Here is a 25,641-nt window from a genome sequence, read left to right as displayed (position 1 = left end):
TGCTGAGGGTATTATGAGCCAAAGAAGTATTCACACATTATTTAAACCCACTTCCATCGCCGTTATTGGTGCCTCAAATAGTGAAAAGCGCGCGGGACGCGTGTTGATGAAAAACTTATTGGCCAGCGGCTTTTCAGGGCCCATTATGCCCGTAACCCCTAAATATTCCGCCGTTATGGGCGTATTGGCTTATCCCAATATTGAATCGCTGCCCATTAAACCCGATTTAGCCGTGATATGTACTCGCGCCAGTCGCGTACCTGATATCGTCGAAACATTGGCGCAGTTTGGCTGTAAAATCGCAATAATTATGGCCTCAGGCATGGCTGATGAGTTTGATGAACATGGTGTTAGCCTGTTAACTCAAACGCTGCAAAATGCAAAACGTTACGGCATGCGAATATTGGGATCAAATAGTTTAGGGATGATTATTCCCACCATTGGTCTTAATGCGAGCCTAGCGCATACCGGCGCTAAAAAAGGCAAAATTGCGTTTGTGTCACAATCTGCCGCCATTTGTACTACGGTGCTGGATTGGGCTAATAATAAAGACATCGGCTTTTCATCGTTTATATCTTTAGGTGATGCATCTGATATAAATTTTGATGAATTGCTCGATTATTTAGGTCGTGATAGCCGCACCAGCGCCATTATGCTTTATATTGATTCTATTAGTGAAAAGCGTCATTTTTTATCCGCAGCGCGCGCAGCAGCCCGTAATAAACCCATATTTGTGATTAAATCGGGTCGCAGTGCTGAAGGCGTTAAGGCCGCTATGTTGCACACAGGCGGTAAAGGCGGCAATGATGCCGTCTACGATGCCGCCTTTAAGCGTGGTGGTATGTTGCGGGTGCATGACTTAATTGAACTGTTTGCCGCAGTTGAAAGTTTGGCCCACTCCACGCCATTAAAAGGTGAGCGAGTCGCCATAATCAGTAATGGCGGCGGCCCTGCAGTATTGGCCGCTGATGAACTCATTATTAAAGGCGGTAAACTGGCACAGTTGTCAGATGACACCATCACTCAATTAAATCGCATATTGCCAACAACCTGGTCTGGTCAAAATCCAATAGATATTGTCGGTGATGCTGACAGTAAACGTTATAGCCAAGCACTAACTATATTGATGGATAGCCAAGAAATGGACGCTATTTTAGTGCTGCATTCACCATCAGCATTAGAAGAAAGTGACCAAATCGCCCAGAGTTTAATTGATGTCATCAAGGGCCATCCAAATCGAAACAAGTTAAATATTTTAACCAATTGGAGTGGTGAGGATTCAGCCTACACCGCAAGAAAGCGATTTAGTAAAGCCGGGATTCCGACTTATCGAACCCCTGAAGGCGCAGTAAAAGCCTTTATGCATATGGTCGAATACCGCCGTAATCAAAAACTATTGCAAGAAGTGCCGCAATCTATTCCAGATAATATTCCCACTGACACTAATACAGCGCGGAATTTATTACAAAAAGCCCAAGCCAATAATCGTTTTATTCTCGAAACCCATGAAGCCAGTGACATTTTAAAAGCTTACGGTTTAAATACCATAGATACAGAGTTTGCCAGTAGCGCAGAGCAAGCCGTTAATATCGCCACCAAGTTGGGCTTTCCTGTGGCACTAAAAGTCCAATCCCCTGACTTGATGTACAAATCTGATGTGCACGGTGTGGTACTAAACCTCAATAATGCTGAAGAAGTGTATCAGGCAGCGCTATCCATTACTTCCAGAGTTAAGGACACCAACCCTGACGCTGAAATCAATGGCATGATAGTGCAAAAAATGGCATTAACCGCTGGCGCTCAAGAAGTGCGGGTCTCTGTGATTAATGATCCTGTTTTTGGCCCTGCAATTTGCCTTGGTGAAGGCGGCTCAGAATGGGACCCGACACGTGATGCTGCAGTTGCCCTACCGCCACTTAATATGGCACTGGCGCGCTATATGGTCATTCAGGCGTTGAAAACTCACAAACTTAGAGACAGACATTTACCTCTTGGTTTAGACATGAACGCACTGTGTGTGATGCTAACCCAAATATCGCACCTGATTATCGATTGCCCTGAAATCGCTTCTTTAGACCTTAACCCAGTGCTCGCCGCAGGTGAAATCATTACCCTGCTTGACGTTAACATGAAGCTCAATTGTACAGATATTGATCCCAAAGCGCGCTTAGCGATCATGCCATACCCAAAAGAGTTAGAACAAAAGGCCACCTTGAAAAATGGCTTGAAGGTCATGCTCAGGCCCATTCTTCCTGAGGATGAGCCAAAGCATTTAGCCTTTGATAACTCACTCAGTGATGAAGATCGCTATAAACGCTACTTTGGCGTTCGTTCGAAAATGACCCATGAGGAAATGGCGGTTTTAACACAAATAGATTACGCCAGAGAAATGGCATTTATCGCCACTGCAGAAGATGAAAATGGTGAGGCAATCACCTTAGGTGCGGTGCGAGCATCGACTGATCCTGATAATACAGAAGCAGAATTTGCTATGGCGGTGCGCGGCGACTATCAAGGAATTGGTTTAGGTAAAATGCTATTAGAAAAACTGATTAACTATTATAAAACCACTAATACTCCTGTGTTAGCGGGCTTTACCATGTTTGAAAACCGCAGTATGGCAAACCTCGCCAAAGGGCTTGGCTTTACGGTATCTTTTGATATGGATGAGCACCTGATTAAGATGCATATGGACTTGCCCCAATGTGAAGCTAACCCGCAAGCTAAAGCGGGTATAGACTCTGCCGATAAACATTAGCCTTTAACACAGTTGCGACCTGATGATTTCGCTTGATACAGCATTTCATCAGCGCGACTTAACCAGGTATCACTATCATCTCCAGGGTGGATTTCAGCAGCCCCTATCGATACTGTGATATTGCCTAAATGCTGCTTTTTTTCTTTACCAATGGTGAGCTGCTTATCTGCAATACGATTTTTAATTTGCTCAGCCACCGTTAAGGCATCTTGTAGCTCAGTATTAGGCAATAAAATCACAAACTCTTCACCGCCATAGCGGGCAACGAAATCATTACCTTTTACCGTTTGTTTTAATGCAAAAGCCACAAATGCCAGCACTTTATCGCCAACTAGATGACCATAAGTATCATTGAATTTTTTAAAGAAATCGATATCTATCATTAATAGGCAACAAGGTATATTGCTATGGCTAAACAAACTGACTTGCTCTAAAGCAAACACCTCATAGGCACGGCGATTATTTAACGAGGTTAATTCATCGGTCATTGCCACTTTACTTAAACTGGTCATTTCATCTTTTAAAGTCGTTAATTCATTACCCAGAGAGTCTATGTCGGCTTTCATTAAATCGTTGTTTAATAGCACCTTCTCCACTTCAAAACTAATATTGACGATTAACTCGTTAAGTGATTGTGGACTTGGATTTGACTGCAGTTCCTCGTTTAAAGAATGTAAGCTCGATGAAAAGTCACTAGTACCAGAAGAAAGCTGACTGATCTTACTGTATAAGCTATTGATGAGTAATTTGGTTTCAATTTGAACATTATCAATGACTTCTGGAGACTGCTCTTGAATAAAGTTGTTATAAAGGCCTTGATTGACCGCGGCGGTAAACTCAACTTTATTGGCAATTAAACCATCGATCGCACGTTTTAAGTCTAAATTTGTTTCCGCATAATACTGATACCAAATGGCATAATTTTCTGGGGTAACCGGTATATGCAGCGCGGACATTTGCGGCACTGCCATTCTTAGTATTTGTGCAGAATTTTCTAAACTCGTCTTCAATTTCACGTCCTATGATTTATATAAGTCAATGTAAGCCCAGCAAAGGTAACGCTATACTTAAATGCTAAAAAATTAAATTTAAAAAATATAACCCTTTTACGCATTTGATACGTTTAAAACAATAACAATCATAACAATAACATTTTACATAAGAGAAACCATATGAAAATTTTACTAAAAAACCAATTAAATAAACTACCTATGGCAACGTTATTAAGCGTATCGTCGACAGTAATAGTACCCGCTTATGCCACTAACCCTGTGCCTAACCAATTTAGTCAACCCGCAATGATAACCATGCATAAAAATACTCATGAAAATTATCAGCTAATTGACAATATAAAGATGTTTCCAAAGCCAGCGACTAAGCAAGTGCAACATATACTTGAATTAGCACAGCGTGATGATGAGGCGAGTTATAAAATTGAAATTCAAATTGGCCAAAATAAGCTGGTAGATTGTAATCACCATAGACTAAGTGGCAAATTGGTCGAGCAGAATTTATCAGGCTGGGGATATCCGTTTTATAGCGTCGATAGTATAACGGTAGGGCCAAGTACGATGATGATGTGTAATGAACCTAAAACGGCTAAATTTGTGCCAATGGGACAAAGCTTGAGCATCAATTATGATAGCCGTTTACCAAAAATATTTTACCTACCTGAAGATGCAACGTTAAGATACCGTATTTGGCAAGCTAAAGGTGATTACCACTATTCAAATTAATGTGTGGGACCATGGCTAAACAGCGTTATAACAAAGCGTCAGCAGATAACCCAAATAACCATGGTGCATCTGCTAACGCTGTTTAATATTTAACTGGATCCAAAGTAATAATTTAACAACGTTTAACCCGAACAACCTGCATAATCTCTACGCTAAATCCAGCCACAGTATGCTCTTCAGGGTAATACACTAAACTCACAAGTTGATCCTGCAAGCTCTTATATTTTTTAGTACGCTTAAATTTAAATGCTACATCGTAACCCGCTAACATCAAGGTATGGTAAACCCACTCTTCTTTTTCACGCTGAGTATGGGAAACAACTTTAACCCCTTCAATATGGTTAAGTTTTTCATGCTTTTTAAGTAGTGCATCTACGGCTTTCTTCTTCATATTAACCTGGTCCCATATCTGAGTTATTACCGTTTATGTGATTGATATAATCAACGATGTCTTGATATCGATACTGACTGCAATAACCAAAACCTGACAGTTGCTTTACTTTGTTGCGGGTAAAAATCGGCACACTAATACCTGCTAAAAATTTAGTTTGAACCGCTACAGATATCGGCATAATGCCTTTTGCGTTCATATGAGTGCAAAACTCATTAAGATACTGCTGCAATGACGCTAATTGAGTGATTGGCGCTAATGCCTGTTGCGGCAACAATGCTATCTGCCCACGACAGACACTACAATGACCACAATGACTAGGTGCTTGCTGATCATCAAAATAACGCGCCAATTTAGCAGTAATACACTCAGTTGATTCAAAAAAACTAATAAGCTGATTTAAACGTTTTATCTCTTTGACTTCGTTACTTTGGAAGTAATCAGACAAACTTACAATAAGGTTTGGATTACTTAAAGCATTGATATCAACATTAAACACTTGGGTTATTTTTTTGGTTTCTAACTGGATATATTGTTTGTCTGCTAGGTAGTCTAACGCCGAAACTACCCGTTGCCTGTCTGCACCATATTGCTGATATAAGCTATCGAAATCTAGTTGACCCCATATTTTCTTAAAACGAGTATGCTCAAATATTTGCTGCAGAAACGCTTGGCGCTGGGGATCAAAACTGGCCAGCAACTGCTGTTTATCAATCAAAAATTGATACTTAAACTCAGCAAAATAAGCAAAGCTTGGTTGCACCACGTTGGCTAATTCAAGTTGAACTAACAGGGTTTTTAACGGCAACTGTTTAATGTTACAGCTAGTTGAAATCGCATACTCTTGCATTTCCCAGCGGCCATGTTCAACTTCAGCGCTAATATGTTCTATTAAGTTGGTAATCGCTGAGGGTTCTGGCGTATCGCCATAAACAAAGTTTTCAATGGTATTTAAGCCATCTTTGTTAGCTAGCGTAATACAATGAGACAATTGCCCATCTCGGCCTGCACGGCCGATTTCTTGGCTGTAGTTTTCGATAGATTTCGGTAAATCGTAATGAACCACAAAACGGATATTGCTTTTATCTATTCCCATACCAAAGGCAATTGTGGCAACAATTACGTTGATTTGGCCGTCCATAAATTGCTGTTGGATGCGATTTCTGAGCTCTGAATCAAGTCCTGCATGATAAGCGGTGGCTTGAATATTGTTAGCACTTAAAAAAGCCGCGATATCTTCTGCCGTTTTTTGCAAGGTCACGTAGATAATCCCAGCACCTGTGCATTGCGATACTGTGTTGACTAATTCCGATTGCTTAGCGGCTTCAACAACAGGTTTGATACTGATATCTAAATTACTGCGATAAAAACCCGTTTGTACCACTTGCTCAGGCAAAATAGCAAAACGGTTGGCCATATCCAGCTTTACCTTTTCAGTGGCTGTGGCGGTTAATAACAACACTTGGGCAATACTAAATTGCTGCACATAAGATGGGATTTTTAAATAATCAGGCCTGAAGTTATGGCCCCATTCAGAGATACAATGAGCTTCATCAACGACTAATAATGAAATATCAATACTGCTAAGAAACTGCCTAAAACGTTCATTTTTAAAACGCTCAACTGACACCATTAAAATTTTTGTATGCCCGCGGCGAACATCACGCATAACCTGCTGTGTTTGCTCAAAGGTTAAGCTTGAATCTATGCTGGCGGCATTTATTCCCTTAGCATTTAAAAAAGCGATTTGATCTTTCATTAACGCAAGCAATGGCGATACCACTAAGGTGACATTAGCCAGTTGTAAGGCGCTAAATTGATAGCACAGTGATTTACCTGAGCCTGTAGGAAAAATGGCTAAAGAAGATGCTCCTGACAAAATATGTTTAATTACATCAATTTGCCCTTCTCTAAACTGATTAAATCCAAATTGCTGCTCGAGCTTTTGAATTAAATCGGCGTTGTCATGTAGTAATGGCGAAGGACTATCAAACGATGGAGTTTGCATACTGGAGCCTAGATTGATGATTAAAGCGAAGGCAATTATACGCTAACACGAATAAAATTGAAACTCTGAAGCTTATAAAACAATAACTTATAAAATACTTACCCGAGGTGAACACGGCTTTATTCATCAAAAGAATAAACAGTAATATCGGAGCATAAAGTTGAAATAAACAAGGTCGGTTAGCCTTTACGTGATAGGTATTGATTGATTAACAAGGTTAATTTGTCTTCGAAGGTTTCTTGAGCTTGCTCTAAATCATCGCCAAAGCGAACCATAAATTTAGTGGCTTGCTCACGAGATAACATGTTATTGGCTAGACAGTACGCCATTTCATCGAGTTGTTTGTTGTAACGTGGCTCTAAAAACCATTGGCATGTTGCAGTATCAAGGCTTGCCAGCATTTGCTGTGCTAAATCACAAAATATTTGTATGTGCTCCATACCATCGGGGCCCAAACAACCGGGCTCTAGACGATATAACACAATCAACTTACTTTCTAACATAGAGTAACACTCGCATCCGCTGCTTTTATGATGGTATTTAAACGCTATTTAGCCGCTGCGTTTAGCATTGCTTGTTCAAACTGCTGAATATAACTTTCAATCGGAATGATATCTTCTTTTAAACGACGATTTCTACCCAGTAACGACGACTCAACAAATAAATTAAACCACGAGCTCAATGCTTTGGAGTTTAATGGCTCGTCGATGGCTTCAAGGGCCAGAGCTGCCACTTCAGCAGTTGATAGCTGAAAATCATGGCTGCCTTTTCTTAATTCGTAATTAGCTAAGGTTTCAGGACTAAAAGAAAACAATGGCAATCTATGTAAATAAGGGCTTTTACGAAACATTTTGATCGCTTGACGCCAGCTACCATCTAATAAAATTAACAGCGGTATTTTACCAGTGGCGGCATTGTCACATTGACTAGGATGACTAACCACCATTTGCCCTTCTTGGGCATACTGCTCAGGAAATATCAGCATTGGCTGATATTTGGGGTCGTTGATCGCTTCAATCATTTGTTTATTGGGCTCAGTACGAGACCATAAATAAGCGCTAGTATTAGGGACTAAATCAGCAATTAAACGGCCACTGTTGGTTGGCTTTAGCACTTCATCATCATACATGACTAGCATGAAGTGGGCTTCAGTATTGATATATTGTCTATGTTGACAGGTACAGAAAATTTCTCCTAATAAACACCACTGGCAGCGAATGAGTTTTTTCCCTCTGGCAGCAAATGGTTTAGTTGAAATAGATTTTCGGTATTGATACAAACGATGAACTGCGTGTTGCTGCTCAGGAGGTAACGCCAACATGGGATTATTCTCGGTTACACGTTATAGTTTATAACGTTCAAAAAAATTCATCACCCAATTGGGTGATGAAGTTACTATAGAATTCTTTTTAGTAAAAGGTCAGCTTTTAAGCGCTTTATCCTGGTCATAATCTTTTTCACAGGAGCCGGATACTTTTGCACGGTTTCAATTTGACTATAATGGAACAGTTTTTCGGTATGCTGCAGAATAAATTCTTGTTCCGCCTCAAAACTTTGCTTCCACACACCACTGTCATCATGCAATAACAAACCATTTTCTAAATCCAACGCCCACGCTCTTGGGTTTAAATTAGAACCAGTGATGAGATGCTTTTTGCCATCAGCACTAATCCCTTTTAAATGATAACTATTGATACCGTCTTTCCATAAGTGGATCCGTAACTGACCGTTTTCAATCGCCCATTGCTGACGTTTTACAAACTTACGTAAGGTTTGTTCGTACATGTAAGGCAATGCACCAATGGTAGAAAAATCTTTCTCTGGTGGGATATAAAAATCATTGGCGGTTTTATCACCCACCACGATATCAATACTCTTTCCATTACGTAAATGACGCGTCAACGCTCTCACTAAAGAGTTTGGTGGGTTAAAATACGGCGTACAGATAAACAGTGACTCGGTTGATTCATCAACCAATTTTATCACCACTTCGTTTAACTTATTCTTCTTGCGGCCTAAGCCTACAAGCGGCGTAACACGATTGCCAATACGGGTACTTTCAAACTGATAATCTGAACGTGATAAGCGAGTTTTAAAGGTGCGCATGTCATTTTTATCAGGGCATTTTTCGTCGCTGCTGTCTTGAGTCAACGGACAAACAGCCGGATCGCTAATTAGATGTTGCTCAATGAACTCACCCATACTGCGAGAAAGCTCAGCAGATTCCAGCACATGATAACGATCAAAACGGTACTTATCGTTTTGTTTAAAGTAAATGTTATTAATGCTAGCGCCGCTGAATATTACTGCATCATCAATGATGAAGCCTTTAAGGTGTAATACCCCTAAAAACTCGCGAGACTTAACTGGTACACCTAAGATGTCAAAAGGTGCCTTCGCAGCAGCCATGGCTTTGCGGTACATGATGTAATTACCACTATCACCTTTATGGCCAATTAGGCCACGCCTAGCTCTATGGTAGTCCACTAGGACAACTATTTTTAACTCTGGGTTAGCAGCTTTAGCTGCAAGTAACGCCTCAAGAACTTCTCGGCCCGCTTCATCATCTTCTAAATAAAGCGCAGCAATATATATCACATTCGTAGCATTCGCGATGCGAGTTAACAATTCTTGTTTAAATTGAACCGGGGTTAATAACCACTTTAACGATTCATTTTGTAATGCGATACCACCAAGCTTATCCAGCAAGGCAACCTCCTTGAACTTAAACAGTTAAATGCTATTAACGTCGATATAAATTGACTAGGTAAGTATTTATCGTTTGTTTCTAATTTTGAATAATAAATACTGTCACTTAAAATTTATACTTTGTCATCGTTTTAACTGAATAACAAAAAATATTAGGATATAGAAATTACCGACTTAGCGGCTTATGAGCAAGGCTTTTCTGATGTTATAGCCCTATTTGATGGGTTTATGAGGCTCAAGTGAACGATTTTGGATCAAACTTTTAAAGTGATTGTTAAGGCCTGTAGAAAAAACAACCTACGCTATCTTGTTTGAATAAATAAAAATCAATTATGTTGAGCAAAAAACAAACACAAAAACTGACGCTAAGGTCTAACATCAATTTTTATCGCTTCATCACTGTAATAATCCGTTAGATCACGTATTTTAGAGAGACTCAAACTTTTACTACTGGCTAGTTATGTATTTACTAATACGTATATTAATTGTTTCTTTATTTAGCTTACCTGTGTGGGCCGATGAATACTTAGCCAATGTGATGCAACATATTGCGCCTCCTCAATCACAACTGGCTATAAATATATGGGATATTGAAAAAAACAGCAGTGTTTACAGCATTAATGAGCAGACATTAATGCAACCCGCGAGCATCCAAAAGCTACTTACTGCCGTTGCAGCTACAAAGCAATTAGGTACTGATTTTTATTATGAAACCCAAGTATATATTGATGGAGTTGTAGTACAGCAGCAACTCAATGGTGATGTGTATATTAAATTTAGTGGTGATCCTAGCTTTACTCGTGAACAACTAAAACAACTACTCACCACACTTAAAACTAAGGATATACAACATATAAATGGCAATGTGATCTTAGTATCACCGACCAGTGAAAGTCTTAGAGCACCTGGCTGGGTATGGGATGACCTCGGTATTTGTTACGCAGCGCCAGTGTCCGATTTTATTATTGATAAAAACTGTGTCAGAGCAAGCCTAAGTCCACTAGCAGATAACGCATCTGAAATCATAATAGATGCACAATACCCAGTTGAAATCAGCACCAAGGCGGTTTTTAAACCTAATATAGACGTTACTCAAGCTAAGGCGCAATTTTGCGAGTTACACATGCAACGCTTTGACGGCAATCGCTATCGAATTTCAGGTTGTTACCCAGGCAATCAAACTATAAGTTTAGCCGTTGCTGTTAATGACCCGTCTCGCTATGCCAAAGATGTGGTCAAAGCCATACTCAATGACAAGCAAGTCAATTACGCTAATTTGATCATAAGTAAGCAAAGCATCCCGCCTAGCGCGCAGTTGTTAGCCACGCATCAGTCTGAAAAGTTACCCAAATTATTAAAGATCATGCTGGAAAAGTCAGATAATTTAATTGCCGATAGCTTATTAAAAAACATTGGCCAAGATTTTTACCGGCAAACGTTTAACAGCGATAACATAGAGGGTCTTGATATTAACGGCTTTACTATGGGCGCTAAAGCATTACAATCGATTTTAATCGAATTGAACTTACCATTTAATGATGCCAATCTCGTTGATGGCTCAGGCTTGTCTCGTTATAACTTACTGACTTCAGCACAAATGTTATCTGTGCTGCAACTCATCGACAGCGATACACGTTTTCAATACCTAACTGAGTTTTTACCTATATCTGGTAAAAGCGGCACCTTAAAATACCAACAACATTTCAATAAACCGCCTTTGAAAGCGGCAATATCAGCAAAAACAGGCACCATGCTAGGGGTTGAAAACTTAGCGGGATTTATTCAGGCAAAAAATGGTAAACACTATGCCTTTGTGATTATAGAAAATGGACTCACTCCTGATGCAAAACAAACAAGACTAGCCCCTTTTAGCGCGCTATTACTGCGAAGATTATATGATTTACAGCCATAAAAAAGCGCATTGTAAACTATGCGCTTTAACTCTCTTTCTCAAGCAGAAAATTGAACCAATTGGTGTTTAAAATAACTCTGCTGGCATAGCCATTATTGCATCATCACCTTGACTGACTTGAGCAATATGAAAATCTGCTTTTGGCAAAATTTTATCCATATAGAATTTAGCCACATAACGCTTTTGCTCACTAAAGCTGCTGTCATCATGACCAACTGCACGCTCTGCCATGAGTAATGAGTAATAGCCATATAGGATATAACCAAAGGCATCTAAGAAATCTACCGCACTGGCGTTGATTAATGCTGCTTGAGTAAGCTTGTTGTCATTGATGTAGTTTGCTAATGTCAGCAAATTATCAAAGCGTGAACTGATAGCTTTTCTGTCAGCTTCAGAAACATGCTCAAAGCCCGCTAAATCAGCATTGATATCTGCCACAAACGCATTCAAAGTAGCAAGGTTATCACCAGTGACTTTACGGCCTAAGAAATCAATTGCTTGGATACCGTTCGTACCTTCATAAATTTGTGCAATACGGGTATCACGCACAAACTGCTCAATACCAGTTTCACGAATATAACCATGCCCACCAAATACTTGTTGCGCCATGATAGTGGCGTCTAATCCGCGGTCAGTTAGAAACGCTTTTGAAACCGGTGTCAGTAAGCCCACATACTTGGCTGCTTTTGCCTGAACATCACCTTCAGCATGCTTTGCTAAATCCAATTGTTTACCGGTAAATACTGATAACGCACGGCCAGCATCGGTAACCGACTTGATGGTTAATAACATGCGGCGCACATCGCCATGAACAATAATGGGGTCAGCCGCACTGCCTGTTGGCGAACCACCTGCTGCAATACCTTGCACACGTTCTTTAGCATAATCAGCAGCCATCTGATAAGCGCCTTGAGCACTACCAAGGCCTTGGATACCAATAGCTAAACGTTCGTAGTTCATCATGGTAAACATGCAAACCAGGCCGCGATCAGGACGTCCAACGAGGAAGCCTTTGGCACCATCATAGTTCATTACACACGTCGCTGATGCTTTTAAGCCCATTTTGTGTTCAATAGAGCCGACCGTCACACCATTAGCCCCACCTAAGCTACCATCATCGTTAACCGTGATTTTTGGTACTAGAAATAATGAAATACCTTTAGAGTTAGGAAGTTTCGCTAACACTAAGTGGATAACGTTTTCAGTAAGATCATGGTCACCACCTGTGATGAAAATTTTGCTACCAGTAATCGAGTAACTACCATCATCTTGTGGTTCGGCTTTGGTGCGAATATTGCGTAAATCAGAACCTGCTTGCGGCTCTGTCATGTCCATGGCACCAGACCACTGACCTGAATACAAGTTAGGTAAATATTTAGCTTTTAATTCATCTGTCGCGTGTGCATTAATACACAGCGCAGCACCAGCAGTTAATGAGCTATACAGGGTAAATGAGTTACATGCGCTGTAATTCATTTCATCAACCAAAACACCTAACATTTTTGGCATTCCCATGCCACCAAAATCAGGTTCGCCACATAAACCTACCCAACCGCCTTCTGAAAACTGCTGGTAAACTTCTTTAAAGCCATCTGGTGTGATGACCTTATCATCTTGGTGCCTAACCCCTTGCTCATCACCACTTCTATTTATAGGATGAATCAAATCACGACTAATCTTGCTTGCTTCATCTAAAATAGCAACAGCAGTGTCCATATCAACCATCTCAGCGATATTTGGCATCGACTGCCAAGTATTCGTCGCATCGAATACGTTTTCTAACAAAAACTGCATGTCCTTTAAAGGGGCTTGGTAAGGGTTCATAGAATGCTCTTAAACAGATAATTAAAACAGTTGTTTCAATTTATACAAAAACCGCACTAAATACAAGATTAATCTAGTATTGTTATTGATTAATTTCTAGTGATAGAACAAACATAAAAGCATATTAAATACTGATAAATAAGTAATTTAGTATAAAGAACGCCTACAAAGAGTACAATTTATAGGCAAAGATTTGGATCTTACAAATAAGCGATTTAATTATTAAGCTTGCGCTCAAAGGCTGCGCCTAATAAAGCAAAATAATCGATCATCGCTGAGAATATTTGCGATCTGTGCTGCGCTGCTGGAAACATCAATTGTGTCGCCAAATCCTTTTTTAATGTACCAGAGACTAAGTAATTGTTTTGTATATCACTACAAGCTTCAATCGCCGATTCAAATGCCCGTGCCATCAGTTCTGTGGGCTTAGAAAAATAATAACAGCCTTGCTGCTTATCAAGTTTGATTGCATTAGTGACATACTCACTGGGCTGTTCGCCATCATCAGACAACAACACCACTTTAAACAAAGCAGATAAATTGTCATTAAGCTTATGAGACTTTAATAGTGAATCATTTAGCCACAAGTCACTGGCGCATTGATATTTTTTAAATGAAAACCGGGGTGATACATCAAAAGCCTTATCGACAATATAATGATCAAATGCATGCCAAAACTCATGGGCTAAAGCCCCCGCGCCCGCATTTTTAGCAAGAGCTAACTCGCGAGTTAGCGGAGAATAATGGGCCTGCACACCTTTTTGACCACCACGACCGAATAACAAATTTAGCGTTTTACGAAGGCCAATAAGCTCTGTGGGTATTTGCAGTATTTGCGATAAATCTGCCATTGAATCAAATACTAAATTAGCGGCAAGATCAGATTCTTCTTTGGTTACCCATTTACCCACACTGATATGATTGAGGCCAAAACACTGTTTGATATCAATAAAATTAGCTTGTTCACCAGAGCGGTAATCGGCTCCATTTCGAAAATAGCGGGCTGTTTTTAACAAACATCACCTCAAAATTTATTTTACAGCTATGTAAATATCTGCAATAAAAAATGCCTCTTCATGAGGCATTTATTTCTGTTTTATCCCAAGCATTAGCTTGGGTTAAAAAACCTTACCACATTAAATCATCAGGAATAGCGTAATCAGCATAAGGATCGTTTTCTTCACTGGCCTGTTCAACTTGATTATCAGCAGATTCTTGCCATAAATACCCACACCACTCAGGTACCAACAAGTTAACTCGTTCAGCAAGTTTATGGGGCACAATATAACTTTTGTCTTCAAAACGCACGATACCAACAACACCCGTTTGTAATTGGCCTTGTAGTTTTTCATCCACATAAACAGATAAAATTTTATTCTCAACTGTAAAGTTAAATTTTATCTCGCCGCCTGCAGGTGCTTTAATCGCAAACTTAGTAAATTCAGTGATTAAACCACGTACCTGACCTTTTTCTGACGCTTCAGCAAAGCGCTGCTCGTTTAAGGCTTTGTCCTTCGCTGCTTGTTCAAGTTTTTGCTGGGCAATTTGTTGCTTTAACGCTGCACTGCCATCATCTATTTTCGCTTTCTTTTGTTTACGCTTTTGTGTTTTCACATCGCGCGCTTTTTGCTTACTGGCAAGTCCTGCTTTTAGCAGCTGCTCTTGTAATGCGTTTGCCATTTAAATCACCTATAAAAATTGTTCATATTACTGTGGTAAATGTTTTGCTAATGCATCCATTGCAGCGCCTGCGCCACCTAAAGACCAACCGCCATCGACGGGCAAAATGGTGCCTGTGATGTAGCTGGCCATGTCAGAAGCTAAAAATAACGCTGCATTGGCAATATCTTGTATTTGACCATTGCGCTTTAATGGCACACTGTCTGCTATCATTGATTTTAAAGCTTTACTGGGCGCTAAGCGATCAAAACCTTCTGTCTCTTCGATTGGGCCAGGTACAATCGAGTTTACCCGTATCCCTTCAACGCCCCACTCCATTGCTAAAGTGCGAGTTAACATATCAACGCCGGCTTTAGCAGCGCATACGTGCACTTGCAAAGCCATTGGCACGTAAGCCTGAGGTGCAGAGATTTGTATCACGCTCGCATTGCCTTTAGTCAACAAAGGGTAAGCTTGCTTAATGACTTGAAAGCTACCTAATAAATCAATATCCATCACTGATTTAAAACCATTAACGGAGAGATCTTTTGCCCTTGAAGGGAAATTACCCGCAGCGCCGCTGATGAGTATATCAATAGTGTTATATTGATCAGCGATGCTATTGAAACCAGATGCAACTGCGTCTGAATCTCTGACATCAAAACTGACCCCAATATGCTTACCTTTGGGATTGGTTTGCTGCAGTAAAGCTAGCGCAGTATTGACTTTATCCATGTTACGACTGGCAACAGCCACATTGGCCCCCGCTTTTGCAAAAGCACACGCTATACCTAAATTGATACCACTGGTGCCACCTATAACAACGACATTCTTTCCTTGATAATTAAACATTTTATGCTCCTGCATGTGTGTTATTAATCAGTTTAAAAGTTGCGCTGCTATAGGCTAGTGCTGGCGAAAATGTTCGCTATTAACTGCTATTTAAGCGAGTTAACGATTGCCTGTAACGACGCTAATGGATCTGTCGCTTTAGTAATGGGTCTACCGATTACTAAATAATCTGAACCAGCCGCAATTGCTTTTGGTGGCGTCATAACACGGTGCTGATCACCAACATCAGCGCCAACGGGGCGAATGCCGGGAGTGACTAAATTAAAGTCTCCGCCAAATGTTTGTTTTAGCATAGTTGCTTCTTGAGCTGAGCACACTACACCATCTAGGCCTGCTTGCTGTGTTAACGCTGCTAGGCGTTTAACATGTTCTGAAGCTGGCACATTGATCCCTAATAGCGCGAGGTCTTCATCACTCATAGAAGTCAGCACTGTCACGGCGATTAATAATGGCGCATCTTTACCATAATTCCCTAATGCCGTTTTAGCAGCTTGCATCATGGCTAAACCGCCGCTTGCATGGACATTGGTCATCCAAACACCGAGATCGGCAGCTGCTGATACCGCTTTAGCCACAGTGTTAGGGATATCATGGAATTTTAAATCCAGAAATAAATCAAAATCACGGTCATGGATATCTTTAACCAGTTGTGGGCCGAATAAAGTAAACATCTCTTTGCCTACTTTTAAACGACACATAGTAGGATCAAGTTTATCGATTAAAGCAAGCGCCTCATTTTTATTGTCATAATCTAAGGCCACTACAATCGGTTTATCTGCCATGTTCACTCCAGTAATATAAAAAATCAGTTATTCGCCATCTAGCCCTTTTACGCGTTTTATACTTCCCCACTCTTTACATGATGGACAATGCCAGTAAAGGCTGTGTGCAGGGAAACCGCATGAGCTACAACGATAACTAGGACGAAATTTAATTTGTTGTTCTACTAACTTTTCAAGCATTGAAAGACTTTGTTTCGCTTGGCCATCTTCAGCTTGCTTGATATGCAATTGCATTAAATGTTGGAAACCTTTCATTGTTGGATGTCGATACAAATGATCGAGCACCATTTTTTCGGCATTTTCACTAAAGCCTTGCTGAATTTTATGCTGAGCTAACGCAATAATTACTGACGCGCTAGCGCCTTCTTGTAAAGCTTGCTGAAGCAAGGTTTGGTAACCTTCAAGATCGTTACTGTCGCGGTAGACTTGCTTAGCAATACCAATGGCATCAGCAAATAACTCTATATCGGCAAGTTTTAACTCGACTAAGCTTTTTTTACATAGGCTTACTTGGTTAGCATCAAGATATATCTTCGCTAGCGTTAACCAGGCACGGCCACATTTATCATCTAATTTAATGGCTTGTTGGAGATATTTGATTTTTTCAGCGTTTCCAGATTCTTCATCAGCGAGTTGACAATAAAAATGAGCGGTTACATGTTTTAAAACTTGCTGGCGTTTGCGACTTAGGCGTTTAGTAATATTAATGGCGTTTTGCCATTCTTTAGTGACTTGATAAATTGATATTAATGCAGTTTCAGCTTCTTCGCTGTGATCATCTTGACTAACAAGATTAATAAAGATTTCTTCAGCTCTATCGTAAAAGCCGGCGGCTAAATAGTCTTTACCTAACTCCATCATGGCAATATCGCGTTGCTCTGTGGTCAGGCTTGGTCTAGCGATGAGGTTTTGATGTATTCTAATGGAGCGGTCTACTTCACCGCGCTTTCTAAATAATGAACCTAAAGATAAATGGGTATCTATGGTTTCATCGTCAACATCTAGCATGGTAATGAACAAATCAACCGCTTTATCTGATTCATTAGACAACAAAAAATTAAGCCCTGTAAAATAATCACGGCTTAGTTTTTTACTTTGTTGTTTTTGATTCTGTCTTATACTTCTTCGACCCATATACCAGCCATAGCCGGCCGCGATAGGTAATAACAGAAAGAGGATTTCAAGCATATTACGCTACAGTATCCTGTGACATTGGTTGAGATTGTTGTTCTAACAGTTGCTCTGTTAATTGGGCAATTTGCTTTTTGTTTTTTCTTAATATGATTTTGAATTTTAAAATATAATAAGCAGCAAATAACCAGCTTATGACAAAACCACTGAAAAAAACAACAGCGAGTACGACGGGTAAACGATACTGACCTTCTGCAATAAAATAACTTACAGTGACAATTTGTTCATTCTTAGCACCAAAAAGTAAAGCTAGGACAAAGAATAAACCAACAATAACAATGGCAATAAATGATTTCACGTGAGTCTCCATTCAACGTCGCAATATAATTGATTATCCAAGATATTTGCTAAAGTAACCAGCTTTGCAGTGCAATAGATACAAAAAAGCCTCCAAAAGGAGGCTTTTTAATCAAGCGTTAATTAAACATTAACCGCATCGACACGTTCACGCAGTTCTTTGCCTGGCTTAAAGTGCGGTACATATTTGCCTTCCAAGTCAACTGAGGTTCCAGTTTTTGGATTACGACCAACACGTGGTGCACGATAATGAAGAGAAAAACTACCAAAGCCACGGATTTCAATACGATCCCCGCCTTCTAATGTTGTTGCCATTTGCTCCAACATTTCTTTAATAGCACTTTCCACTTCTTTAGCCGACAACTGCGACTGCCCAGTGGCAAGCTTTTCGATCAGTTCGGATTTAGTCATCCTTTACCCTCTATAATCAAGCCAAAACAGTCGCCTAATGGGGAGCGAACTCCCCAAACAACAGGCGATATATTACTTACGAGCTGCCTTGAACGCTTCAGCCATTGCATTACTAATAACAGCATCTTCTTGCTTGTTAATAGTTGCCATAGCTTCTTTCTCATCTGCTTCATCTTTCGCTTTGATAGATAAGCTGATAGAACGATTCTTGCGATCTACGCCCATGAACTTAGATTCAACTTTGTCACCTACAGCGAATACTGTAGATGCGTCTTCGATACGCTCGCGAGAGATATCTGCAACGCGAAGGTAACCTTCAACAGTTTCAGCTAGTTCAATTGTAACGCCTTTAGCGTCAACAGCAGTAACTACACCATTTACAATAGTACCTTTCTTCTTATCTGCCAAGTAGGCATTGAAAGGATCGTCTTCAGTTTGCTTAACGCCTAAGCTGATACGCTCGCGCTCAGGGTCAACTGAAAGTACTACTGCATGGATTTCGTCGCCTTTCTTGTACTCAGAAACAGCGTCTTCGCCAGTTCCGTTCCAAGAAATGTCAGAAAGGTGAACAAGACCATCGATGCCACCGTCAAGACCAATGAAGATACCGAAGTCAGTGATAGACTTGATCTTACCAGAAACTTTATCGCCCTTGTTGAAACGAGTAGCGAAATCATCCCATGGATTAGTCTTACATTGCTTAAGACCTAGAGAAATACGACGACGTTCTTCATCGATGTCTAATACTAGAACTTCAACTTCATCACCTAAGTTAACAACTTTAGATGGGTGAATGTTCTTATTAGTCCAATCCATTTCAGAAACGTGAACAAGACCTTCAACGCCTTCTTCGATTTCAACGAAACAACCGTAGTCAGTTAGGTTAGTTACGCGACCAGTTAAGCGTGTGCTTTCTGGGTAGCGCTTGCTGATTTCTAACCATGGATCTTCGCCAAGTTGCTTAAGACCTAGTGATACGCGTGTACGCTCACGGTCATACTTAAGAACTTTAACGTTGATTTCGTCACCAACATTAACGATTTCAGATGGGTGCTTAACGCGCTTCCAAGCCATATCAGTGATATGTAGAAGACCGTCAACGCCACCTAAGTCTACGAATGCACCGTAGTCAGTAAGGTTCTTAACGATACCTTTAACTGCTTGACCTTCTTGAAGGTTCTCAAGAAGAGCATCACGCTCGGCACTGCTTTCTGATTCGATAACAGCACGACGTGAAACAACAACGTTGTTACGCTTCTGGTCAAGTTTGATAACTTTGAATTCTAATTCTTTGTACTCTAGGTGAGCAGTATCGCGAACTGGGCGAACGTCTACTAGAGAACCTGGTAAGAAGGCACGGATACCGTTTAATTCAACAGTGAAACCACCTTTAACTTTACCATTGATGATACCGATTACAGTTTCAGCATCTTCATACGCTTTTTCTAGAACAATCCAAGCTTCGTGACGCTTAGCTTTTTCACGAGATAATTGAGTTTCACCGAAACCGTCTTCAACAGAGTCAAGTGCAACATCAACTTCATCACCAACAGCGATTTCTAAAACACCTTGAGCGTTTTTGAATTCGTCAGCAGAGATAGGGCTTTCAGACTTAAGACCAGCGTCAACAAGTACAGTACCGTTTTCGATGCGTACTACTACGCCGCGTACGATAGAACCAGGACGGAACTCAAGTTCATTTAGGGATTGTTCAAATAGATCAGCAAAAGATTCAGTCATTTTATGATTACTTTCTTTTATAAACCACCATCCATCCTAGATGTGGAGTCAATTAATTGATTTACATCTTCCGTGATATAAATGTTGTTTGATAAATTCTCAGAATTAAGAAATTACCTTAAGTTTTTATTGATGTGTTCAAGCACAAGCTCAAGCACTTCATTAATACCTATGCCACTAGTATCAATAACTAGCGCGTCATCTGCAGGCACTAAAGGTGAGACAGAGCGATTAATATCGCGCTCATCACGCTCAATGATTTCAGATAAAAGGCGATCGATATTAACATCGAAGCCTTTGTCCTGCAACTGTTTATAGCGTCGCTGCGCCCTTTCCTCTGCGGATGCAGTTAGGAATATTTTTGCGGGTGCGTTAGGAAAAACCACTGTTCCCATGTCACGCCCATCGGCGACTAAACCCGGTTCAGTACAAAAAGCGCGTTGTCGTCTCAGTAATGCTTCTCTTACGCGAGGTAAAGCAGCGATTTTAGATGCTGCATTACCACATTCTTGAGTACGAATACTGGTTGAAACGTCTTCACCTTCTAAAATGACTTTTACAAGGTCACTGCCCGCTAAGAACTGCACGTCTAAATGAGAAGCAAGTAAGGTGATCGCCTCTTCATTTTCTAATTCAACATCGTGATGAATGGCTGCAAGGGCTAAAACACGATAGATAGCGCCGCTATCTAGTAAGTGCCATTCAAGTCGCTCAGCGACGAGTTGGCATATGGTCCCTTTTCCTGCACCGCTTGGTCCGTCGATTGTGACTACTGGAGCACGTTCAGACATAAATTCCTCCGAAAAAAACAATCTTCCATGAATATAAAAAGGTTCATCAAAATGAGCGGGCGGCATTGTACAACAATTTACAGCAAAATACTGGAGAAAATTTACGATATTCAATCAAGATCAAATGACGGCAGTATATTGACTGCCGTCATATTTAAGACTTAAACCAAGCGCTTTACTCACCGATACGTGCAAATTCAGTAAAATAGGCTGGGAAGGTTTTAGAGGTGCAATCTGGATCATTAATGGTAATACCGCAATCAGCAAAAGCCAGCATTGAAAAACACATCGCCATTCGGTGATCGTTGTAAGTGTCAATTGCTGCTGTATTTAAAACAGCTGGTGGCGTAACGGTAATATAGTCATGACCCTCGTCAACGGTTGCACCGACTTTACGTAATTCAGTGGCCATTGCTGCAAGACGATCGGTTTCTTTAATGCGCCAGTTGTAAATGTTTGTGATACGTGTGGTGCCTTCGGCAAATAATGCCGCAGTTGCAATGGTCATTGCCGCATCTGGAATGTGATTCATGTCTAAATCAACCGCGGTTAATTTTGCTTGGCGCGCGATAATAAAATCGTCACCCCACTCGATGTCTGCGCCCATTTTTTCGAGTACATCAGCAAATTTAACATCGCCTTGAATACTGAGTTTACCGACACCGGTCACTTTGACTTCACCGCCTTGAATTGCGCCAGCAGCAAGAAAGTATGAAGCAGAGGATGCATCGCCTTCAACTAGCACTTTACCTGGGGAAACATATTTCTGACCTGTAGGTATTTCAAAACGGCGGTAGTCATGATTGATCACTTCAACACCAAAACGGGCCATTAGTGCGATAGTGATATCAATATATGGTTTAGACACTAACTCACCTTTAATGGTGATATTAACCGTGTCTTTGGTTAATGGCGCTACCATTAACAAAGCTGTGAGGAACTGACTGGATAAATCCCCCGCTATCTCAACATCACCGCCATTTAAACCATTGGCATTAATCGTCAGCGGTGGAAAACCATCATTTTTAAGATAGCTCACTTCAGCACCGAGTTGACGTAGTGCATCAACAAGATCGCCAATAGGACGCTCTTCCATACGTGGTTCGCCCGTTAAGGTGAACTCGCCACTGCCCAGTGTCAATGCCGCGCATAAAGGCCGCATTGCTGTTCCCGCATTACCTAAAAATAAGCTTTGCGCTTGTTCCGCCGTAATAGGCTTACCTAAGCCTTGTAGCTCACATACGGTGTTATTTTCAGATAATTGGTAATCAACGCCTAATTGCTTTAATGATGCCAACATATAGCGAATATCATCTGAATCAAGCAGATTTGTTAGCGTGGTTCTGCCTTCGGCTAAGGTTGCTAATAACAGCGCTCTATTCGAAATACTCTTAGAGCCAGGAATATTGACAACGCCATTTACTTTTTGGATCGGATCAAGACGCAATTGTTTCATTACAAGTTCTTCTTAAATGTCTTCTCCCTGCTACGGAAGAATAAATGTGTATGGGCTAAAGAGAAAATGACGTCTTTGTCAATTTATCTATACGAATTAGATGGTATAAACTTAATAAATTATTCTTGAATACAAATTTACTGATTGCAGCCAATGATTCAAGGGATAACTGAAATTAAATGACAGTTTTACGCTGAACTTGAATTATTTGCGTAAAAAAAGCGCAACTCGGCCATTTATATGACCCAAACAGCCAACTTCATTAAGCAAATAAATGACTTTTTTGGTAAAAGTGTAAACTTTAAACTAAGTAAAATCTTTATTTTAGGTAGTTTCTAGAAATAGCCATTTCAATCAGTATTTAAACCACGTTATGCTAAACAAAACCCTACTTTTATTTTTAATACTATAAGGTCAATGGCCATGTTTAACGCGTTAACTGCAATGCCTGCAGATCCCATTCTTGGTTTACTTACTCAGTACCGCCAAGACACTCACCCACAGAAGATTGACCTCGGGGTTGGTGTTTACAAAGACCCAATCGGCAATACGCCTATTCTTGATTGTGTAAAGACAGCAGAGCGACTGCGCACTGAGTCTGAAACGACTAAGGTTTATATTGGCCCTACTGGTTCTCCTCAGTTTAATACTTTGATGACAGAACTAGCATTTGGCGAAGCTCACAGTGCATTAATTGCTGACCGTATCCGAACGGTATCAACGCCTGGTGGCACAGGTGCCCTGCGCGTTGCTGCTGAATTTATTAAAAGCTGTAATCCTAATGCCGTGTTATGGGTGAGCGATCCAACCTGGGCTAACCATACTGGCTTATTTGAAGCCGCTGGCATCACTGTAAAAACTTACCCATATTATGATTACGATGCAAAAACTCTAAAATTTGATGAAATGAAAGCGGCATTAAATAAGATCGGTAGTAACGATGTGGTACTACTACATGCATGTTGTCATAACCCAAGCGGCATGGATTTAACCAATGCCCAGTGGGATGAAGTCATCAGCATTACCGCTAAGCAAGGTTTTACCCCATTAATTGATATGGCATATCAAGGGTTTGGTGATGGCGTTGATGAAGATGCTTACGGCGTTCGTCAAATGGCCGCTCAAGTTGAAGAAATGATCTTATGTAGTTCATGTTCTAAAAACTTTGGTTTATACCGTGAACGAATTGGTGCTTGTAGCATTATGGCTAAAGATAGTACTAAGGCGAATATTGCTTTTTCTGTACTCTTGTATGTAGTGCGTTGTATTTACTCAATGCCGCCAGCTCATGGCGCTGCCCTTGTTGAAACCATTTTAGGTGACGCACAATTAAAGCAGCAATGGTTAGATGAGTTAACCGTTATGCGCAACCGCATTAATGGCAATCGACAAATGTTGGTCAACAAATTAATAGAACAAGGGGTTAAACAAGATTTCAGCTTTATTGCTAACCAAAAAGGCATGTTCTCTTTCTTAGGGATTAATGCTGAGCAAGTTGAAACCCTTAAAAAAGAACATAGCATTTATATGGTCGGCTCAAGCCGTATGAGTATTGCGGGTATAAGCGAAACAAATGTTGGTTACCTTGCAAAATCAATCGCAATAATTCTTTAACTATCTGGTTGTAAGCCAATAATTGCGTTTAAAAAAGCGAATAATGACTGCTCATTATTCGCTTTTTATTCTGTAGAACTAAAGCTCAACAATGTAACTTGGTATCGCTTTAGCTATGCTGCTTAGCAAAAGCTTGCATAAAGTCAACCAGCGCCTGCACACCCGCTAACGGCATAGCATTGTAAATACTGGCACGCATGCCGCCTACTACTCTATGACCTTTTAAGGCGACCAAGCCTGCTTGCTCAGCTTGGGCTAAAAACTCACTATCTAAGCTACTATCGCTTAATTGGAATGTCACATTCATCCGTGAACGGTTTTGCTTACAAACACCGTTGGTATAAAACGGGTTGTTATCAATACAGTCATACAGCATTTGCGCTTTTTGCTGATTTAATGCTTCCATTGCAGCTACGCCGCCTACTGATGTTAACCAGTCAAACACTTCGGCAGCTAAGTACCAGGCGAACGTGGGTGGCGTATTGAACATCGAGTCATTGGCTTGTGCGATACGGTAATCCATAATCGATGACTGCGGCAAACTGGGTAGCTGCAACATATCATCTCTGACAATCACGATAGACAAGCCTGAAGGGCCGATATTTTTTTGAGCGCCAGCGTAAATCAAACCATACTTACTGACATCGATTTTTCGCGACATAATGGTTGAAGACAAATCAACCACGACTGGCCAAGGACACTCAATTTCATCAAAAATTTCGATGCCATCAACGGTTTCATTGGCGCAAAAGTGCAAATAACGATAATCGTCACTATGCGCGCTAAAGTCAGGCAGCACCACCTGATTTAAACCATCGATATTTTCAATGATATTGACTTGATCAATGTTGTTTTCACCAACCAGTTTTATCGCTTCTTTTACCGCAGCCGTTGACCATTGGCCATTAACTAAATACAAGGCTTTACCGTTGTCACCTAAGAAATTATTAACAACATTGGTAAATTGACCTCGTCCGCCGCCATGCATAAACAAAACGTGATAGTTTTTTGGAATATCCATCAAGGTACGTAAGGTTTTCTCGGCATGTTGGGTTAACGCCATAAACTCTTTACTACGATGACTAATTTCCATTACGGACACACCCAAGCCATTCCAGTTAATTAATTCTTGCTGCGCTTTTTGCATCACAGCTTGAGGTAACATGGCAGGTCCAGCACAGAAATTATAAATAGCGCTCACAGCATTGTCCTTATATCGTTTTTAGTTAACACATTCATAATGTATCGAATTCTCAGCAGTATATCGCAACTGTTTGGCAGCTAAAATGAAAATTAATCATCAATGCTGATTCTGTCGAGCTTTATTGCTAGTTAATGACAATAAACGACAACGCTATTTTAAAAACTAAGTGCTATTTATCACTAGTAAAGTGAGAAAAATTACACAACAATAGTCATACTAAAGCATTAGGTTATAGTCTCTTTAGAGATTGGCCTTGTGTCAGTGTTAACTAGAATAATAAATACCGTAACGCGGTCATGGATATTT

Annotated in this window: 22 protein-coding genes; 4 read left to right on the top strand and 18 right to left on the bottom strand. The window is 40.5% G+C overall.

The annotated features are described in order from the left end of the window. Positions 1–13: 13 nt before the first annotated feature. Positions 14–2,758 carry a bifunctional acetate--CoA ligase family protein/GNAT family N-acetyltransferase gene (locus tag Q4557_RS11240; RefSeq protein ID WP_303412728.1) on the top strand — a complete coding sequence of 915 codons (2,745 nt, stop codon included), beginning with the start codon at positions 14–16 and terminating at the stop codon, positions 2,756–2,758. Here Q4557_RS11240 and Q4557_RS11235 read toward each other — a convergent pair. Continuing rightward, entirely contained in the window at positions 2,755–3,729 is a 975-nt protein-coding gene (locus Q4557_RS11235; RefSeq protein WP_303412807.1) for a GGDEF domain-containing protein, read from the bottom strand. The two genes, Q4557_RS11240 and Q4557_RS11235, sit on opposite strands and share 4 nt — an antisense overlap. A 201-nt stretch (positions 3,730–3,930) precedes the next feature. Between Q4557_RS11235 and eco the strand changes: the two genes are divergently transcribed. Beyond that, the gene (gene eco, locus Q4557_RS11230; protein WP_303412726.1) at positions 3,931–4,494 is read left to right on the top strand and encodes a serine protease inhibitor ecotin; all 564 of its coding nucleotides are present in this window, start codon (positions 3,931–3,933) and stop codon (positions 4,492–4,494) included. Between the two features lie 112 nt (positions 4,495–4,606). Here eco and Q4557_RS11225 read toward each other — a convergent pair whose 3' ends face one another. The 5 genes from Q4557_RS11225 to pssA form a co-directional block, all read right to left on the bottom strand. Next, entirely contained in the window at positions 4,607–4,885 is a 279-nt protein-coding gene (locus Q4557_RS11225) for a hypothetical protein (RefSeq protein ID WP_102439836.1), read from the bottom strand. Position 4,886: 1 nt separating this feature from the next. Continuing rightward, complete coding sequence (locus Q4557_RS11220; RefSeq protein WP_303412724.1) at positions 4,887–6,893, bottom strand: ATP-dependent DNA helicase RecQ; 2,007 nt, start codon at positions 6,891–6,893, stop codon at positions 4,887–4,889. A gap of 179 nt (positions 6,894–7,072) precedes the next feature. Then, on the bottom strand, positions 7,073–7,396 hold the full coding sequence (locus Q4557_RS11215; RefSeq protein WP_102439834.1) for a hypothetical protein: 324 nt from the start codon (positions 7,394–7,396) through the stop codon (positions 7,073–7,075). Between the two features lie 44 nt (positions 7,397–7,440). Further along, positions 7,441–8,211 carry a tRNA-uridine aminocarboxypropyltransferase gene (locus tag Q4557_RS11210; RefSeq protein WP_102439847.1) on the bottom strand — a complete coding sequence of 257 codons (771 nt, stop codon included), beginning with the start codon at positions 8,209–8,211 and terminating at the stop codon, positions 7,441–7,443. Between the two features lie 77 nt (positions 8,212–8,288). Further along, the gene (gene pssA, locus Q4557_RS11205; RefSeq protein ID WP_303412721.1) at positions 8,289–9,602 is read right to left on the bottom strand and encodes a CDP-diacylglycerol--serine O-phosphatidyltransferase; all 1,314 of its coding nucleotides are present in this window, start codon (positions 9,600–9,602) and stop codon (positions 8,289–8,291) included. 460 nt (positions 9,603–10,062) lie between these two features. Between pssA and dacB the strand changes: the two genes are divergently transcribed. After that, positions 10,063–11,514, top strand: a complete 1,452-nt coding sequence (dacB, locus tag Q4557_RS11200) for a D-alanyl-D-alanine carboxypeptidase/D-alanyl-D-alanine-endopeptidase (RefSeq protein WP_303412719.1) — start codon at positions 10,063–10,065, stop codon at positions 11,512–11,514. A 66-nt stretch (positions 11,515–11,580) separates the two neighbouring features. On the opposite strand, the gene Q4557_RS11195 is transcribed toward dacB, so the two are convergent. From Q4557_RS11195 to aroA, 11 genes are all read right to left on the bottom strand, one after another. Beyond that, positions 11,581–13,338 carry an acyl-CoA dehydrogenase C-terminal domain-containing protein gene (locus Q4557_RS11195; RefSeq protein WP_303412717.1) on the bottom strand — a complete coding sequence of 586 codons (1,758 nt, stop codon included), beginning with the start codon at positions 13,336–13,338 and terminating at the stop codon, positions 11,581–11,583. 215 nt (positions 13,339–13,553) lie between these two features. Then, positions 13,554–14,354 (bottom strand): CLCA_X family protein, encoded by an 801-nt coding sequence (locus tag Q4557_RS11190; protein WP_303412715.1) that lies wholly within the window; start codon positions 14,352–14,354, stop codon positions 13,554–13,556. A 112-nt stretch (positions 14,355–14,466) separates the two neighbouring features. Continuing rightward, the gene (locus tag Q4557_RS11185) at positions 14,467–15,018 is read right to left on the bottom strand and encodes a DUF2058 domain-containing protein (RefSeq protein ID WP_102439829.1); all 552 of its coding nucleotides are present in this window, start codon (positions 15,016–15,018) and stop codon (positions 14,467–14,469) included. 27 nt (positions 15,019–15,045) lie between these two features. After that, a complete protein-coding gene (locus Q4557_RS11180; protein WP_303412712.1) occupies positions 15,046–15,849 on the bottom strand; it encodes an SDR family oxidoreductase in 804 nt (267 codons plus the stop codon). 86 nt (positions 15,850–15,935) lie between these two features. Continuing rightward, on the bottom strand, positions 15,936–16,631 hold the full coding sequence (gene pyrF / locus Q4557_RS11175) for an orotidine-5'-phosphate decarboxylase (protein WP_102439827.1): 696 nt from the start codon (positions 16,629–16,631) through the stop codon (positions 15,936–15,938). A 27-nt stretch (positions 16,632–16,658) separates the two neighbouring features. Further along, positions 16,659–17,819 carry a lipopolysaccharide assembly protein LapB gene (gene lapB, locus Q4557_RS11170; RefSeq protein ID WP_102476829.1) on the bottom strand — a complete coding sequence of 387 codons (1,161 nt, stop codon included), beginning with the start codon at positions 17,817–17,819 and terminating at the stop codon, positions 16,659–16,661. Between the two features lies 1 nt (position 17,820). Continuing rightward, positions 17,821–18,120 carry a LapA family protein gene (locus Q4557_RS11165; RefSeq protein ID WP_102439825.1) on the bottom strand — a complete coding sequence of 100 codons (300 nt, stop codon included), beginning with the start codon at positions 18,118–18,120 and terminating at the stop codon, positions 17,821–17,823. A 122-nt stretch (positions 18,121–18,242) separates the two neighbouring features. After that, on the bottom strand, positions 18,243–18,530 hold the full coding sequence (gene ihfB, locus Q4557_RS11160; protein ID WP_076536501.1) for an integration host factor subunit beta: 288 nt from the start codon (positions 18,528–18,530) through the stop codon (positions 18,243–18,245). A gap of 72 nt (positions 18,531–18,602) precedes the next feature. Beyond that, entirely contained in the window at positions 18,603–20,291 is a 1,689-nt protein-coding gene (gene rpsA, locus Q4557_RS11155; RefSeq protein WP_277869102.1) for a 30S ribosomal protein S1, read from the bottom strand. A 92-nt stretch (positions 20,292–20,383) separates the two neighbouring features. Further along, complete coding sequence (gene cmk, locus Q4557_RS11150) at positions 20,384–21,061, bottom strand: (d)CMP kinase (protein WP_102439823.1); 678 nt, start codon at positions 21,059–21,061, stop codon at positions 20,384–20,386. A gap of 175 nt (positions 21,062–21,236) precedes the next feature. Next, on the bottom strand, positions 21,237–22,517 hold the full coding sequence (gene aroA, locus Q4557_RS11145; protein ID WP_102439822.1) for a 3-phosphoshikimate 1-carboxyvinyltransferase: 1,281 nt from the start codon (positions 22,515–22,517) through the stop codon (positions 21,237–21,239). A 423-nt stretch (positions 22,518–22,940) separates the two neighbouring features. Here aroA and Q4557_RS11140 point away from each other — a divergent pair, with 423 nt between their 5' ends. Next, complete coding sequence (locus Q4557_RS11140; RefSeq protein ID WP_303412704.1) at positions 22,941–24,131, top strand: amino acid aminotransferase; 1,191 nt, start codon at positions 22,941–22,943, stop codon at positions 24,129–24,131. Positions 24,132–24,240: 109 nt separating this feature from the next. Here Q4557_RS11140 and serC read toward each other — a convergent pair whose 3' ends face one another. Next, complete coding sequence (gene serC / locus Q4557_RS11135) at positions 24,241–25,332, bottom strand: 3-phosphoserine/phosphohydroxythreonine transaminase (protein ID WP_102439820.1); 1,092 nt, start codon at positions 25,330–25,332, stop codon at positions 24,241–24,243. Between the last annotated feature and the right edge of the window lie 309 nt (positions 25,333–25,641).

This window comes from Shewanella sp. 5_MG-2023 (assembly GCF_030547465.1).
Lineage (GTDB): Bacteria > Pseudomonadota > Gammaproteobacteria > Enterobacterales > Shewanellaceae > Shewanella.
This window is presented reverse-complemented; position numbering and strand designations above follow the sequence as displayed.